General features: G+C 69.6%; 17 protein-coding genes and 1 pseudogene. 6 read left to right on the top strand and 12 right to left on the bottom strand.

Annotated elements, in window-relative coordinates:
* Positions 1-40: 40 nt before the first annotated feature.
* The gene (locus MCHUDSM44219_RS07160; protein ID WP_048417549.1) at positions 41-826 is read left to right on the top strand and encodes a trypsin-like serine peptidase; all 786 of its coding nucleotides are present in this window, start codon (positions 41-43) and stop codon (positions 824-826) included.
* Here MCHUDSM44219_RS07160 and sthA read toward each other — a convergent pair.
* Complete coding sequence (sthA, locus tag MCHUDSM44219_RS07155) at positions 823-2,229, bottom strand: Si-specific NAD(P)(+) transhydrogenase (RefSeq protein WP_178044638.1); 1,407 nt, start codon at positions 2,227-2,229, stop codon at positions 823-825. The genes MCHUDSM44219_RS07160 and sthA overlap by 4 nt on opposite strands.
* A 183-nt stretch (positions 2,230-2,412) precedes the next feature.
* Here sthA and MCHUDSM44219_RS07150 point away from each other — a divergent pair, with 183 nt between their 5' ends.
* Positions 2,413-3,453, top strand: a complete 1,041-nt coding sequence (locus tag MCHUDSM44219_RS07150; protein WP_048417548.1) for a DUF4192 domain-containing protein — start codon at positions 2,413-2,415, stop codon at positions 3,451-3,453.
* A 4-nt stretch (positions 3,454-3,457) separates the two neighbouring features.
* Here MCHUDSM44219_RS07150 and MCHUDSM44219_RS07145 read toward each other — a convergent pair whose 3' ends face one another.
* The 8 genes from MCHUDSM44219_RS07145 to MCHUDSM44219_RS07110 form a co-directional block, all read right to left on the bottom strand.
* Positions 3,458-4,147, bottom strand: a complete 690-nt coding sequence (locus MCHUDSM44219_RS07145) for an iron-dependent transcriptional repressor DtxR (protein WP_043408080.1) — start codon at positions 4,145-4,147, stop codon at positions 3,458-3,460.
* A 72-nt stretch (positions 4,148-4,219) separates the two neighbouring features.
* Positions 4,220-5,080, bottom strand: a complete 861-nt coding sequence (locus MCHUDSM44219_RS07140; protein WP_048417547.1) for a MurR/RpiR family transcriptional regulator — start codon at positions 5,078-5,080, stop codon at positions 4,220-4,222.
* A gap of 12 nt (positions 5,081-5,092) precedes the next feature.
* Entirely contained in the window at positions 5,093-6,298 is a 1,206-nt protein-coding gene (locus tag MCHUDSM44219_RS07135; RefSeq protein WP_048417546.1) for a M20/M25/M40 family metallo-hydrolase, read from the bottom strand.
* The gene (locus MCHUDSM44219_RS07130; protein ID WP_048417545.1) at positions 6,295-7,047 is read right to left on the bottom strand and encodes an amino acid ABC transporter ATP-binding protein; all 753 of its coding nucleotides are present in this window, start codon (positions 7,045-7,047) and stop codon (positions 6,295-6,297) included. The genes MCHUDSM44219_RS07135 and MCHUDSM44219_RS07130 overlap by 4 nt, the downstream gene beginning before the upstream one ends.
* A 20-nt stretch (positions 7,048-7,067) precedes the next feature.
* Entirely contained in the window at positions 7,068-8,030 is a 963-nt protein-coding gene (locus MCHUDSM44219_RS07125; protein WP_082162090.1) for an amino acid ABC transporter permease, read from the bottom strand.
* Between the two features lie 3 nt (positions 8,031-8,033).
* A complete protein-coding gene (locus MCHUDSM44219_RS07120) occupies positions 8,034-8,975 on the bottom strand; it encodes an ABC transporter substrate-binding protein (RefSeq protein ID WP_048417544.1) in 942 nt (313 codons plus the stop codon).
* A 127-nt stretch (positions 8,976-9,102) separates the two neighbouring features.
* Positions 9,103-10,062 (bottom strand): sigma-70 family RNA polymerase sigma factor SigB, encoded by a 960-nt coding sequence (sigB, locus tag MCHUDSM44219_RS07115; RefSeq protein ID WP_048417543.1) that lies wholly within the window; start codon positions 10,060-10,062, stop codon positions 9,103-9,105.
* 147 nt (positions 10,063-10,209) lie between these two features.
* Complete coding sequence (locus MCHUDSM44219_RS07110; RefSeq protein WP_082162089.1) at positions 10,210-10,611, bottom strand: DUF3099 domain-containing protein; 402 nt, start codon at positions 10,609-10,611, stop codon at positions 10,210-10,212.
* Positions 10,612-10,688: 77 nt separating this feature from the next.
* On the opposite strand from MCHUDSM44219_RS07110, the gene MCHUDSM44219_RS07105 reads away from it, so the two are divergent.
* Positions 10,689-10,925: a DUF3039 domain-containing protein gene (locus MCHUDSM44219_RS07105; protein WP_048417541.1), complete on the top strand. Its 237-nt coding sequence runs from the start codon at positions 10,689-10,691 to the stop codon at positions 10,923-10,925.
* On the opposite strand, the gene MCHUDSM44219_RS07100 is transcribed toward MCHUDSM44219_RS07105, so the two are convergent.
* Together MCHUDSM44219_RS07100 and MCHUDSM44219_RS07095 are read right to left on the bottom strand one after the other, a co-directional pair.
* Positions 10,915-11,943 carry a YihY/virulence factor BrkB family protein gene (locus tag MCHUDSM44219_RS07100; protein ID WP_082162088.1) on the bottom strand — a complete coding sequence of 343 codons (1,029 nt, stop codon included), beginning with the start codon at positions 11,941-11,943 and terminating at the stop codon, positions 10,915-10,917. The two genes, MCHUDSM44219_RS07105 and MCHUDSM44219_RS07100, sit on opposite strands and share 11 nt — an antisense overlap.
* A 27-nt stretch (positions 11,944-11,970) precedes the next feature.
* A complete protein-coding gene (locus MCHUDSM44219_RS07095) occupies positions 11,971-12,162 on the bottom strand; it encodes a DUF7455 domain-containing protein (protein WP_043408089.1) in 192 nt (63 codons plus the stop codon).
* Positions 12,163-12,294: 132 nt separating this feature from the next.
* Here MCHUDSM44219_RS07095 and MCHUDSM44219_RS07090 point away from each other — a divergent pair, with 132 nt between their 5' ends.
* Entirely contained in the window at positions 12,295-12,648 is a 354-nt protein-coding gene (locus MCHUDSM44219_RS07090; RefSeq protein WP_048417540.1) for a DUF952 domain-containing protein, read from the top strand.
* Here the strand turns inward: MCHUDSM44219_RS07090 and MCHUDSM44219_RS07085 are convergent.
* A complete protein-coding gene (locus MCHUDSM44219_RS07085; RefSeq protein ID WP_048417539.1) occupies positions 12,645-13,061 on the bottom strand; it encodes a RidA family protein in 417 nt (138 codons plus the stop codon). The two genes, MCHUDSM44219_RS07090 and MCHUDSM44219_RS07085, sit on opposite strands and share 4 nt — an antisense overlap.
* A 13-nt stretch (positions 13,062-13,074) precedes the next feature.
* Here MCHUDSM44219_RS07085 and MCHUDSM44219_RS07080 point away from each other — a divergent pair, with 13 nt between their 5' ends.
* Positions 13,075-13,857, top strand: coding sequence for a hypothetical protein (locus MCHUDSM44219_RS07080; RefSeq protein WP_048417538.1), 783 nt, complete (start codon positions 13,075-13,077; stop codon positions 13,855-13,857).
* An 888-nt stretch (positions 13,858-14,745) separates the two neighbouring features.
* Positions 14,746-15,122, top strand: a pseudogene (locus MCHUDSM44219_RS31525) (hypothetical protein); the annotation flags it as partial.

Raw genomic sequence — 15,122 nt, 5'->3', positions numbered from 1 at the left:
GGCCGTCACGGCAGCGGCAGATGGGGGAGGATCGGTGGGTATGTGCCCGCCCGCACTCCTCCGGCTCGCCGCGGCCGCCCTGGCCGCGGCGCTGCTGACCTCGTGCGGAGCCGCCTATCCGGCTCCGCCGCAGGCGGCCGAGCCGGTGAGCTCGACGCCGCCGTCGGCGCACCCGGTGCCACCCGATCCGCGCGTCGGCGCCGTGTTCCTGGGTGCGGACGGGCTGCACGTCTGCAGTGCCTCGGTGCTGAGCTCCGCCGTCGCCGACCTGATCCTGACCGCCGCGCACTGCATGGCCGACGGCCTCGACGCCACCTTCATCCCCGGCTTCTCCGACACCCGCCCCGCCGAACCCCGCCACCTCGAGGCGGTCTACCTCGACCCACGCTGGGTGCGTGATCAGGATCCCGCGGCCGACTACGCGATCGCGCGGGTGAGCCGCGACGACGGGCCGGCGCTGCAGACGCTCGCCGCCGGCGGTCTGCACCTCGGTCCGGCGCCCGCGCCGGGAACCGACGTGACCGTGGTCGGCTACGGCTACGGAGTCGGCGGCGGGCCGACGGCGTGCACGGCAGCCACCGTCGCCCCGCGCGACGACTTTCCGGTGGTGCACTGCGACGGGATCGTCGCCGGGTTCTCCGGTGCGCCGTGGATCGCGGGTTCGACCGTGGTGGGCGTGATCGGCGGCCTCGACGGCGGGGGCTGCCTCGACGAGGTGTCGTACTCACCGCGCTTCGACGGGGCATTGCCCGCGCTGATGGCGCGGGCCGAGGCCGGCGGACCGGCCGACACCCCGCCCGCTGCGTTCGACGACGGCTGCGACTAGGTGCGGAACTGGTTGAGGGCGCGCAGCTTGTTCATCACGTCCAGCGCCGCGACCTTGTAGGCCTCTGAGAACGTCGGGTAGTTGAACACCGCGTCGACGAGGTACTCCACGGTGCCGCCGCACCCCATCACCGCCTGCCCGATGTGCACCATCTCGGTCGCGCTCGTGCCGAAGATGTGCACGCCGAGCAGCCGCAGGTCCTCGGTGGACACCAGCAGCTTGAGCATGCCGTAGGAGTCGCCGGCGATCTGGCCGCGGGCCAGCTCGCGGTAGCGCGACACCCCCACCTCGTACGGGACGGCATCCTTGGTGAGTTGCACCTCGGTGGCGCCGACATAGGACACCTCGGGAATGGAGTAGATGCCGATCGGCTGCAACTCGGTCATGCCCTTGCAGGGCTCTCCGAAGGCGTGGTACGCGGCGAGCCGGCCCTGATCCATCGAGGTGGCGGCCAGGGCGGGGAAGCCGATGACGTCACCCACCGCGTAGATGTGGTCGACCTTGGTGCAGAAGTTGTCGTCGACGAAGATGCGGCCGCGGTGGTCGGCCTCGAGCCCCGCGCTGGCCAGATCGAGCTGATCGGTCTGCCCCTGGCGGCCCGCGGAGTACATCACGGTCTCGGCCGGGATCTTCTTCCCGCTGGCCAGCGTCGTGACTGTGCCGGTCGCCCCGATGTCGACCGCGGTCACCTCCTCCCCGAACCGGAACGTCACCGCCAGGTCCCGCAGATGGAACTTCAGCGATTCGATGATCTCCGGGTCGCAGAAGTCGAGCATGTTCTCGCGCTTCTCGACGACGGTCACCTTGGTGCCGAGCGCGGCGAACATCGACGCGTACTCGATGCCGATCACCCCGGCTCCCACCACGACCATCGATGTCGGCAGCGTCTTGAGGTCGAGGATGCCGTCGGAGTCGAGCACCCGCTCCTCGTCGAACTCGACACCGTCCGGCCGCGCCGGTTTGGTGCCTGTCGCGATGACGATGTACTCGCCGGTGACCGTGGTGCGCTCGCCGCGGTGGGGTTCTTCCACCAGCACGGTGTGCGGATCGACGAACCGGCCGTGGCCCGAGATCAGGTCGATGCGGTTGCGCATCAGCTGCGAGCGGACGACGTCCTGTTCCTTGCCGATGACGTGGGTGGTGCGGGCCAGCAGGTCGGCCGGGGTGATCTTCTCCTTGACCCGGTAGCTGGCGCCGTACAGTTCGCGCTGACTCATCCCCGTCAGGTACACGACCGCTTCGCGCAGCGTCTTGGACGGGATGGTCCCGGTGTTCACGCACACCCCGCCGAGCATCCGTCCGCGTTCCACCACGGCCACGGACTTGCCGAGCTTGGCGGCGGCGATGGCGGCTTTCTGCCCGCCGGGACCCGAACCGATGACGACCAGGTCGTACTCCAGCATCGAAGCCATGGTCACTAGATGTACGCCGGATGCCGACGGTGCGCATGCCGACCGACGTCAACTTCATGTGAACACCTGACGCACAGGCCCCGATCGCTCCCCAGAGGCGATTTCATCCACAGATCGGCCGGTCCGCGACACCGTCGGCCGCCCAGCGTCGGTGGTTGTTGCGAGGTTGGCCCCATGGCCTCGACATCCCATCCTGAATCCCCCCTCGACCGGCCCGGCGACCTGATCGCGGCGCTGCCCGCCGTCCTCGGTTTCGTGCCGGAGAAATCGCTCGTGATCGTCACGGCGGCCGACGACGAGATGGGGGCGATCCTGCGCGCCGACCTCGCGGACCCCCGGGTGCCGCACCTGGCCGAGATGGCGGCGACCGCCGGTGCGGAGGCGGTGATCGCGGTGATCGTCGACGACGAGGGCGCGGGCTGTCCGATGTGCGCCGACGAGCACCGCGAACTGGCGCACGAGTTGACGGTCGAGCTGGCCCGGTGGGGCGTCGAGCTGCTGGCCGCCCACGTGGTCGACGTCGTCGCCGCCGGGGGCACCTGGGTGTGCGCGGACGGCTGCGGGGCCTCGGGGCGGGTGGAGGATCCGAGCGCCTCGCCGATCGCGGCGGCCGCGGTGCTCGACGGGCGGCGCCTCTACGCGCGGCGCGACGAGCTCGTCGAGGTGGTCGCGGTGGCCGACCCGCAGCGCAGCGCGGCCCTGGCCGAGGTCATCGAGCAGATGGGTCCACTCGACGACGACCGCGCGGGCGCACAGGCACGCAGCGACATCGAGCACGCGCTGGCGTGCGCCGAGCAGCTCGCCGCCGGCACGGCGCTGTGTGACGAGCAGACCGTTCGGCTGGCGCGCTCATTCACCGACCCGCGCGTGCGGGACACCCTCTACGCGCTGGCCGTCGGGGACCGGGCCGGGGTCGCCGAATCGCTGTGGGCCGACCTGTCGCGCCGGTTACCGTCGCCGTGGCGAGTGGAAGCGCTTGTGCTGCTTGCTTTTTCGGCGTACGCACGCGGTGACGGCCCTCTCGCGGGGATCTCGCTGGACGCGGCGCTGACGTGCGCGCCACTGCATCGGATGGCGGGCATGCTCGATCAGGCTCTGCAGTCGGGCATGCGGCCGGAGCAGATCCGGGAGCTCGCCCGCACCGGCTACCGGCTGGCGTCGCAACTCGGGGTGCGGCTGCCGCCGCGGCAGGCGTTCGGTAGGCGGGCGGGCTAGTGCCTCAGACCTTCTCGACCTTGACGGCGTGCGCCATCTCGTGGGGAAGTTCGACCTGCTCGTGGCCCGGAATGACGATCATCACGCCGCCGTGGTCGTTGACCTCGACGGTGACGCGGGCGTTCGGCACCACGCCGGCGTCCTTGAGCCGGGCGATCAGCTCGACGTCGCCCTGCACGTGCTCGGTCAGCTGCCGCACCACGACCGCGACGGGCATGCCGGCGGGCAGTTCGGTCAGCCGCACGAGGTTCTGGGCGTCGTTGATCAGGTCGTCCACCCCCAGTTCGGACAGGCCGGGGATCGGGTTGCCGAACGGTGATGTCGTCGGGTTGTCGAGCACCTGGACGAGCCGGCGCTCGACGTCCTCGCTCATCACGTGCTCCCAGCGGCACGCCTCCGCGTGCACTTCCTCCCAAGGCAGGCCGATCACATCGACCAGCAGCCGTTCGGCGAGACGGTGCTTGCGCATCACCGCCACGGCCAGGGCGCGGCCCTTGTCGGTCAGTTCGAGGTGCCGGTCTCCGGCGACGTGCAGCAGGCCGTCGCGCTCCATCCGCGAGACGGTCTGGCTCACGGTGGGGCCGCTCTGCTCGAGGCGTTCTGCGATACGCGCGCGCAGCGGGATCACGCCCTCTTCCTCGAGGTCGTAGATCGTCCGCAGATACATCTCGGTGGTATCGACCAAGTCGTTCATTAGGTCACCCTTCTTCGGGGACGATTCTACGGGAAACGGCGGCTGATATGGCCCGACCCGGGCCCGGGCGGGTCAGTACACGTCCAGCGCCGTCGCGGCGTCGTCGATCTCCCGCATTCTGGCCAGCGCGCCGTCTCCCAGCGCTGCGAGCACCCCGGTGACGAGCAGCTCCGCGACGGCCATGGTCGGGACCATGCTGTCGTAGGGCGACGGTGCATCGACGCGGCACGGCAGCACGATGGACGCCTGGGATGCCGTGGGCGACAACCACGGATCGGTGAACAAGATCACCGCTCCGCCGCGTTCGCGGACCCAGCGGGCGACCCCGGCCGTCGACGGCTCGTAGCGCCGGTAGTCGAACGCGACCAGCACATCGCGCCGACCCATGTCGGCGACGACGGCCGATCGCTCCACCGCGGTCGAGGGCAGCATCTGCACACCGGCGCGCATCTGGGTCAGGTGCAGGCACAGGTAGTGCGCGATCAGCCCACTGAACCGTCCGCCCACCAGATGGACGCGGCGCTTCGGATCGGCGAGAAATGCGACGGCGCCGGACAATTCGGCCTCCGGCAGCGCGGTCATCGTGTCTTGCACGGCGGCTGCCACGGTGGGGGCGGTGCGGCGCGTCAACTCCGCGGGGTCGGTGGTGGCCGTCGACGCGAACTCCTGCGCGTCGTAGAGGGCGGCCGGAGACGCGCCCGCGTCGGCCATCTCGGCCCGCACCGCCTGCTGGAAGTCGGGATAGCCGCGGTAGCCCAACCGGGTCACCAGCCGGATGACCGTCGGCGTGCTGACCTCCGCGCGGTGCGCCACCGTGGTCGCCGTCTCGAGGGCCAGCAGCGGGTAGCCGGACAGCAGCACACGGCCGACCTTGCGTTCGGCGGGACTCGCATCACCCAGGCGGTCGCGCAGCTGATCGGCGATCCCACTCACATCGGTTGTCCTTCAGTCGGCTCTCGTCGCGGCTCCGACGCAACCTATCGCGGCCGGCAGCCGTGTGATCAGGCACGCGAGCATCGCGATCCGCGGCACCACGCTGTCCAGGTCCAGCCACTCGTCCACCGAATGGTCGTCGCCGCCGACCGGCCCCAGCCCGTCGAGTGTCGGTACACCCGCCGCGGCGGCGTAGTTGGCGTCGGCCGCACCGCCGGTCGACACGTCGTCGATCGCGAATCCCAGCTCGTGTGCCACCGAGCGCACCTCGTCGAGCACCACGTCCTGCCGCGGGTCCCGCCGCATCGGCGGGCAGGCGTTCGAGACCGTCATCGACGCGGTGACACCCGGCACGTATGGGGTGTCGACGAGTCGCCGGACCCGGGCGATGGCCTCGTCGAGCCCGGGTCGCGGATCGACCCGGACCTCGAGTTCGACCGTGGCCGACGCCGCCACGACATTGACCCGCTCGCCGCCGGAGATCCTGCCGACGTTGACCCGGACCCCGGGCACCTCGGCATTGATGCGGTGCGCGTCGGCGACCAGCAGCGCCGCGGCGACCACCGCGTTCGCGCCGCGCTCGAAGTCGACGCCGGGGTGCGCGGCGCGGCCGGTCAGCGTGACGGTGATGTCGGCGATGCCCTTGCGGCTGGAGACCAGCGACCCGTCCTCGCGCGCGCCTTCGAGGCTGAGCACGACGTCGGACTCGGCGGCCAGCCGGGCGATCTCGTCCCGGCTCGTCGGCGACCCGATCTCCTCGTCGGGAACGCACAGCAGCACCACCTCGGCGACGCTGTGCGGCTGCGCGCCCGCCAGGATGTCCAGCACCGTCAGCCCGGCCAGCAGGCCCGCCTTGTCGTCACACACTCCGGGCCCGTACGCCCGCCCGTCGGCCACCCGGAACGGCCGCGCCGCGGCCGTACCGCGTGCGAACACGGTGTCCATGTGCGCCAGCAGCAGCACGCGTGCCGTGCCGGACCCCGATCGGCGCACGACCACCCGATCTCCCAGGCGGATGCCCTCGTGCGTCCCACCGGCGGCCCGCTCGACACGGCAACCCGACCGCAGCGCGCGGTCGCACACGACGTCGGCGATCCGGTTGACCCCGCCCGCGTCGGAGGACTCGGAGTCGATGCCGACCAGCGTGGCCAGGTCGGCGACGAACGCCGGATACCGTTCGGCGGCAAGCGCATACGCGGCGCCGGGGGACAGGGTCACAGCACCTTCGACAGGAACGCGCGGGTGCGGCTCTCCCGCGGATCGACCAGCACCTGCTGCGGGTCCCCGGACTCCACGATCACGCCGCCGTCCATGAACACCACGACGTCGGCGACCTCGCGCGCGAACCCGATCTCGTGGGTGACCACCACCATCGTCATACCGTCGGCGGCCAGATCGCGGATCACGGCCAGCACGTCGCCCACCAGTTCCGGGTCGAGCGCCGAGGTGGGCTCGTCGAACAACATCAGCTGCGGTTTCATCGCCAGCGCCCGGGCGATCGCCACCCGCTGCTGCTGACCGCCGGACAGCGCCGAGGGGTACGCGTCGGCCTTGTCGGCGAGCCCGACCCGATCGAGCAGCTCGCGCGCCTCGGCCACCGCGACATCGCGGCTGACGCCCTTGACCTGCATCGGGGCCTCGATGATGTTCTTCAGCGCCGTCATGTGCCCGAAGAGGTTGAAGCGCTGGAAGACCATACCGATGCCCGCGCGGCGCTTGCTGACCTCCTTGATCGTCAGCTCCCGCAGCTTGTTGCCGTCGACGCGGTAGCCCACCAGCTGCCCGTCCACCGACAGCCGGCCGGAGTCGATCTTCTCGAGGTGGTTGATGCACCGCAGGAAAGTGCTTTTCCCGGAGCCGCTCGGCCCCAGCAGGCACATCACCTGACCGGTCTGCACCGTCAGGTCGATTCCCCGCAGCACCTCCAGGTGGCCGAAGCGCTTGTGCACCTTCTCGGCCTCGACCATCGGCTGCGCGCGTGTCGTCGTCACGATTGTTCTCCTGACTTCTTCGCCGGGCGCCGCAGGCGCAGCCCGGTCAGGCGGGTCAGCGGACCGTCGTTGCCGAGCGGCAGCGTGCCGCGGGAGTAACGCCGTTCCAGCCACGCCTGCGGGATCGACAGCAGGCTGGTCAGCACCAGGTACCAGATGCTGGCCACGATCAGCAGCGGGATCACCTCGAAGTTCTTCGAGTAGACGTTCTGCAGGTTCGTCAGCAGGTCGTGTCCGGAGATCACCGACACCAGCGCGGTCGACTTGAGCATCGTGATGGTCTCGTTGCCCATCGGCGGAACGATGACCCGCATCGCCTGCGGCAGCACGATCCGCCGGGTGGTCGCCGCCGGCGTCATGCCCAGCGAGAACGCGGCCTCGGTCTGGCCGTCGTCGACGGCGAGCAGACCGGCCCGCACGATCTCCGAGGCGTACGCCATCTCGTTGAGCCCCAGGGCGAGGAGCGCGGCCATCGAGCCGGTGACGATCGTGCTCGTCGACTTGTCGAAGAAGACGATGTCGGTGAACGGGATACCGAAGATCAGCTGCGGGTACAGCGCGCCTAGGTACCCCCAGAAGATGATCTGCACCAGCAGCGGCGTGCCGCGGAACACCCAGACGAACAGTCCGGCGAGTCCGGACAGTATCGGGTTGGCCGACAGCCGCATCACCGCCAGCATGACCCCGCCGACGATGCCGATGATCATCGCGGCGACGGTGAGCCACAGGGTCGTCCACAGCCCCTCGAAAACCAGGCGGCTGAACAGGTAGTCCCCGACGACCGACCATTTGAGGTTGTCATTGGTGGCCAGCGAGACGACCACGCTCACGGCGATGACGACCACCACCGCGGCACTCACCCAGCGCATCGGGTGGCGCGCGGGGATGGTCTCCATGGTCTCGGCGTCCGGGGTGGTCGGGATCGGCCGGTCGGTGGTGTTGCGTGCCGCGATGTCCATGAGTCAGCTCTCGCCTGCGTTGATGGTTGCCTTGGGGATCGCGATCCCGGTCTCGCCCCATGCGGCGAGGATCTTGTTGTACGTGCCGTCGTCGATCAGGCGCTGCAGCGCCCGGCGGATCGCCTCGGTCAGCTCGGGCCGGTCCTTGCCGACGCCGATGCCGTTCGGGGTGGCGTCGATCCCGCCCGGTGCGGCGGGGTCGTGCACCACCTCGAAGTACTTGCCGTCCCCGGCGGTCTTGGCGGCGTAACCGGCGGCCGGCTTGTCCATGAAGTCGGCGACCACCTGACCGCTCAGCAGCGCCAGTTGCGCGTCGGTGTCCTTGGGCTTCTGCGCGACGACGGGATCGGGCTTGCCCGCCGCGCGGCACGGATTGTCCTCGCCGGTCAGCATCTTGGCTTGCTTGCTGCCGCTCTGCACCGCCACGTCGCGCCCGCACAGATCGGTCAAGGTCGTGATGCCGTGGGGGTTGCCCTTGGCCACCAGGATTCCGCTGCCGGACACGGAGTAGTCGACGAAATCCAGCACGCCCTGGCGTTCCTTGGTGTCGGTCATCGCCGACATCACGATGTCGAACTTGCGGGCCTGGATGGCGGGGATGATGCCGTCGAACGCCTGCTGGGCGAACTCGAACCGGACGCCCAGCGTCTTGGCGAGCGCCTGGCCGAGGTCGTAGTCGAGCCCGACGATCATCGAGCCGCCATTGGACTCGAACATCTCGAACGGCGCGTAGGGGACGTCCGTGGCGACGCGCACCACGCCGGCGGTACGGATGTCGGCGGGCAGCGCGGCACGCGCGTTCTCGTCGACCGGGACGTCGATCCCGGCGAGCCCGTCGATCGGGGGAGGACCGGCCGAGTTGGCCGGGTTGCTACATGCGGTGCACGCGATGCCCAGCGCGACGGCGACCAGGGTCACCGTGCGGGCGAGGCGCGAGGAACGCATACGTCATGTTAAATGGATTACAGAACAGATCACAAGAGATCTATTCGTAAATTCCTGAACACGTCTGGAAAGCGACGATGCCCGCCGTCAACACGGCGGGCATCGTCTCTGTGCAGGATGTCTGAGATCAGCTGGCGTACGAGCGCAGGCGGTCGGCGCGCTCGCCGTTGCGGAGCTTGGCCATCACCTCGCGCTCGATCTGGCGCACCCGCTCACGGGACAGCCCGAACAGCTTGCCGATCTGGTCGAGCGTGCGGGGCTGGCCGTCATCGAGGCCGAAGCGCAGCCGGATCACCTGCTGCTCGCGCTCGTCGAGCGTGGCCAGCACATAGCGGATGTCGGTGTGCAGCAGCTCGGAGATGACCGCGTTCTCCGCCGACATCGCCTCGGCGTCCTCGATGAAGTCGCCCAGCGGCGCCTCCTCGTCGCTGCCGACCGGCATGTCCAGGCTCACCGGGTCGCGGCTGTGCTCGAGCAGATCGGTGATCTTCTCCACCGGGATACCCGACTCGGCGGCGAGCTCCTCGTCGGTGGCCTCGCGGCCGAGGTTCTGGTGCATCTCGCGCTTGATGCGGGCGAGCTTGTTGACCTGCTCGACGAGGTGCACGGGCAGCCGGATGGTGCGGCTCTGGTCGGCCATGCCGCGCGTGATGGCCTGCCGGATCCACCAGGTCGCGTACGTCGAGAACTTGAAGCCCTTGCTGTAGTCGAACTTCTCCATCGCCCGGATCAGGCCGAGGTTGCCCTCCTGGATCAGGTCCAGCAGCGGCATCCCGCGGCCGGTGTAGCGCTTCGCCAGCGAGACGACCAGTCGCAGGTTCGCCTCGAGCAGATGCCGCCGCGCGGCCTCGCCGTCCCGGACCACCGCGGCCAGATCGCGTTTGCGGTTCTCGCCCAACCGTTTCCGCGTCTCCAGGAGGTGCCGCGCGTACAGCCCCGCCTCGATCCGCTTGGCCAACTCGACCTCGTCGGCAGCGTTGAGCAGCGCCGTCTTGCCGATGCCGTTCAGATACACGCGCACAAGGTCGGCGGCAGGGCTCTGAGCGTCGAGGTCTTGGTCCATGCGGCTGGTGGTGGCATTTGCCATGACGGCCTCCTGATCGGGTGGAACTTTCAAGAGCTACAACGCCCTAGACGCGCTGAGAGTTCCCACGTTCCGCCGGGTTCACACGTCCTGAACTGCGGTTATCGGAGGTCGACCTGAGAATGTGCTGAGAAATGAGCCAGAACGAGCTCAGCTGCGATCCCCGCCGCCGAAACCGTCGGCGTCAGGTTGCGGCGCCCGGGGAGGGGCGATGTCCAGAGCCGGCCGCTCGGCGGTCGGGAACAGCGGAATGCGTTTCTGGTTCTGGTACCGGCGGGGTTCTTCCGCCCGTCGCGGCGGACGGTCGTTGGCGATCAACACCGCCATCCACGGCAGCGGGATCGCCACCACGACGATGGCCAGAGAGACGAGGCCGTTGTGCCAGATGCCGTAGGCGACCGCGGCCAGGATGAGGGAAGGGATGCGGAAGGACATCAGGGTCAGATACTTCCGCACCCGCTGACGGTGCTGTTCCTCGTAGGCGGGAGCGGCCCGGGTGATCAGAACCGGCCGACCCTCGTCGTCGAAACTCAGCTCAGGGCTTTGTTTCATCTCTCCACTGTTCCACATCCGGGACGGGCAATGCCCGTCGCATTTATTACCGATTCATTCCCAGGCAGAATGGCCTCATGCAGACCGACACCATCGAGCGCACCGACACCGACGAACGCGTCGACGACGGCACCGACAGCGACACCCCGAAGTACTTCCACTACGTGAAGAAGGACAAGATCGCCGAGAGCGCGGTCATGGGGACCCACGTGGTGGCGCTGTGCGGCGAGGTGTTCCCGGTCACCCGTTCGGCCAAGCACGGCTCGCCGGTCTGCCCGGACTGCAAGCGGATCTACGACCAGCTCAAGAAGTAGGGGAGTCGGGGGCCGCGGGCACCACCGGTCTCGTCTCCGCGTCGCCCGAAGGCGCCGAGCCGTTCGCGCCGAAGGCTTCCGCCCGGGCCTCCAGCCAGCCGCGCACCCGGGTGGCATGCGTGCTCGGGGCCGGCCATTCCTCCTCGACCGCGGCGTTGAGTTCCGCGCCGATCATGATCGCGAACCCGAGGAAGAACGCGAACAGCAGGAACGCGATCGGTGTCGCCAAGGCCCCGTAGGTGTAGCCCGTGCTGGTGATCCAGGTCAGGTACAACCGGAGCCCCCACGTGGCGACCAGGAACACCGTCGTCGCCAGCACCGACCCCAGTAGCAGCCGGTGTGTCGGCAGCGGCTTGGGCAGCGAGACCCGGTACAGCACGTTCACGGCGACCGTGATCGCCACGAACAGCACCGGGTAATAGCCGTAGCGCAGCACGTTGTCCCAGCTGTCCGGGATGAACTCGGCGACCTTGCGCGGGCCCAGGGCGAGGAACGGCGCGGTGGCGATCGCCCCGACCAGCATCACCACATACAGCCCCAGCGCGTAGAACCGTTGCCGCACAGGGTGTCGCAGCGGGGTTTGGTCATGCGCCTCGGTGATGGAATCGACGAACGCCGAGATCGCCGACGAGCCGGCCCACAGTGAGATCACGAAGCCGATCGAGACCACCTCGCCGCGCGCGCCGCGCACGATGTCGCGCACCGTCGGCTCGATGATCTCGCTGACCACATTCGGTGAGAAGAACCTCGCCGCCGTACTGATCAGCTGGCTCTCGATGACCGGAAGCGTGTCCGGTCCGAACAGCGGAGCGATGTAGGCCAGGCTCCCGAGCATTCCGAGTAGCAGGGGCGGCAGCGACAGTGCGCACCAGAACGCAGCCTGAGCCGATTCCGAAAAGATGGAATCATCCCAGCTTTTCGACAGTGTCCGTAATGCGACACGGCGGATGTGGTGGCGTGATGGTCTCGGCCTCTGCGGCGATGGCCGCGATTCCGGCCCCTGTGACTGGTCAGTCATGACCAGACCAGCATGGCCGATTCAGCGCTACGGCTCCAGCGGACTCACTTCGATGACCGCGGCGAGTTCCACCAGCTTGGCCTCGTGCTCGTTGGCGTGGTGCTGGCAGAACAGCAGCTCGGCTCCCGAAGGGAGCTTCGCACGCACCCGGGCTGCCGCACCACAACGGTCGCAGCGGTCAGCCTTGGTCAATTCGGGACTGGTGAGCGTTGCGGTCATGGCACCTCCATAGGGTGTAGCGACGTACTTCTACTGTGTCAGACGCTTGGGGTTCCGGCCTTGTTCCCCGGGGGTTTACGGGTGTGTCGTGTCTCACGACCCCCCGCGTTGCGAGCGGAAGGGGCTGCCGGTATGCCAGCCGGGGAAGAACTCGTGCATCTGTGCGGGGCCGAGGAGTGGGCGACGGCGCAGCGGCGCGGTGTGCACTCACCGCCGTCGCTGACCGAGGTCGGCTTCGTGCACCTGTCCACCCCGCAGCAGGTCCACCTGCCCGCGAACCGGCTGTACGCCGGTCGCACGGACCTGGTGCTGCTGCACATCGACGGGGCACGGCTGACCTCTCCTGTTCGCTGGGAGCCCGGGGTCCCGGGGGATCCCGATGGCATGGTGTTCCCACATTTGTTCGGTGAACTGCCGGTTGACGCTGTGATCCGCGTCACTCCCTACGTGCCGGAGGCCGACGGCGCCTTCGCGCCGCTGGTTTAGCTCTCGACGTAGGCGTCGACCTCGATCTCGACGACGAGGTCGGGCGCGATGAGCGCCGACACCTCGACCATCGTGGCTGCGGGCCGGATGTCGGAGAACACCTCGGCGTGTACCGCGCCGACCTCGCGCCAGCAGCTGATGTCGGTGACGAAGATCCGGGTGCGCACGACATCGGACAGGGACGCGCCGACCTCGCCGAGTGCCACCTCGATGCGGCGCAACGCCTCCCGGGTCTGCGCCGCCGGGCTGTCTCCCGGGGCGGTGGTGCCGGCCACGGCGATGTGCGCGCCGGTGCGCACCGCGCGCGAGTACCCGACCTCGGACTCGAACGCCGAGCCCGAGGAGACGTTGACCCGTCGCGCCACGAGCACCAACCTAACGCCGGAGACGTCCGCGCGCGGGCGTGGCTCCATACACTGAGCGCTCGTGGGAATACTCTTCGGCTTCGCACCGTGGATCGTCTACTGGGTCCTGGTCGGCAACGTGCCGTTCACCGCCGCGGTCCTGGTCGCGTTGGCCGTGGCCGTCGCCGCATTCGTCGTCGCCAGGGTGAGGCGCTCGCCCGGCCGCACGCTCGAAATCGGTGCTGTCGCAACGTTTGTGGTCCTGGCGGTGCTGACGTTCACCGTGAGTCAGTCCTTCATGGAGACGTGGATCCAGCCCTTGAGCAACGCCGGTATCTTCGCGGTCACCTTGATCAGCGCGCTGATCGGTAAGCCGTTCGTTCGCGAGTTCGCCGAAGTGGGCCAGCCCGAAGAGGTGATCGACAGCGACGTCTTCGCCCGCATCACTTCGATACTGACCTGGGTGTGGATCGCGGCGTTCGCCGGGATGACGGTGTCGTCGCTGATCCCGCCGCTCGTCCAGGGTGACGCCACGATCCTCGACACCCGCACGCCGCTGTCGTTCGTCTGCTACTGGGTGTTGCCCTTCTCCCTGCTGGGCGTCGCCGCACTGCTGACGCGGCTGCTGCCCGAGCGGATGGTGCCGCCGGCAGAGGAGATCGTGCGCAAGACGACGTTCGTGGCCTTCGCCGAGGCCGAGATCGATCAGCTGATCTATCTCGCCACCGAGCACGCCAACCGCGAGGTGGGTGCGGGCAAGGAGGCCTACGACGTCCGGATCGGCAGCAAGGGTGTGCCGCTGGTCGGCGACGACACCCGGCAGTCGTGGCCGTCGTCCTACAAGGTGCGTGATCGCCGGAGTTGACCCGGCGCGCCTATTGACTGGTTCGTGGATTTGCCGGTTAGATTCCAGCAATCCATGACACCAGCGGCGGGGGGATTGCGCATGTCCGATGGCGGGCGCGGGACGGACACGATTCGGCAGCGGGGAACCGTCCGGCAGTGGCTGGCGGTGGGCACCGGCGGCGCGGCGATGATCGGCGCCGGGATCGCGCTGAGCCTGCATCCGGGCGAGCCGTCGACGACGCACCGTGAGGTGGCGCTGGCCTCCTTCGATTCCCTGTTGTCCGCCGAAGATGCTGACGCCGAACAGGTTTGGTGGCTCGGCTCCGCGGGATCGGGACATCGAGGATCGCGGCCGGCGCCGGTGGGTCCCGCAGTGGCGGGAACGCGGGCGCCGATGATCGGGACCGGCGGCTGGCTGATCGGAGACGGCGCCGACGCCGCGGCCGACTGCACGGGCGCCGCGTGCAACGGCCGCAACGGCGGCCTGCTGTGGGGCGACGGCGGAAACGGCGCAAACGGCGGCAAAGGTGGCAACGGCGGACTCTTTGGCGGAGACGGCGGCCGCGGGGGCGACGGCACCTCGCCCGGTCAGGACGGCGGCGCCGGTGGCAACGCCGGGAGGTTCGCGCAGACCGGTAACGGCGGCGACGGGGGTGACGGCGCCGACGGCGGGCCCGGTGTCCGCGGCGGGAACGGCGGGGCCGGGGGCGCCGCCGGATCGCTGCACGGCGACGGCGGCAAGGGCGGGAACGGCGGCGCGGGCGGAACGGGCCTCGACGGCGCCAACCCGGCACCCGTGGGGCGGGCCGCCGCGGGCACCCCGAGCTACCGGGGCTCCACCGGACTCCCGACCACGAACACCGTCGTCGACGGCGCGATCACCGGCAAGGCCGGCGGCGCGGGCGCNGTGGGGCGGGCCGCCGCGGGCACCCCGAGCTACCGGGGCTCCACCGGACTCCCGACCACGAACACCGTCGTCGACGGCGCGATCACCGGCAAGGCCGGCGGCGCGGGCGCCGACGGAACGCCCGGCAGCAACCAGTCGGGAGGCCAGGGCGGCACCGGGCAGGGGGCCAGCGCCTTCCTGGCGGCGCCACACCAGTTCGTCGTCAGCGGCGACGGCGGTGACGGCGGCGACGGCGCCGGTGGCGGCATGGGCGGTGACGGCGGCAGCGCAGGCGTGGCGCAACAACTCGTGCCCGGTGCTGCGGTCTTCGGTGGCCGGGGCGGCAACGGTGGGGTCGGCGGGGTCGGCGCCCGCGGCGGCGACGGTGGCGACGGTGG

The organism is Mycolicibacterium chubuense, assembly GCF_001044255.1.
GTDB lineage: Bacteria > Actinomycetota > Actinomycetes > Mycobacteriales > Mycobacteriaceae > Mycobacterium > Mycobacterium chubuense.
Note: the sequence above shows the minus strand (reverse complement) of the source record. Positions and strands in the feature narration are given on the sequence as shown.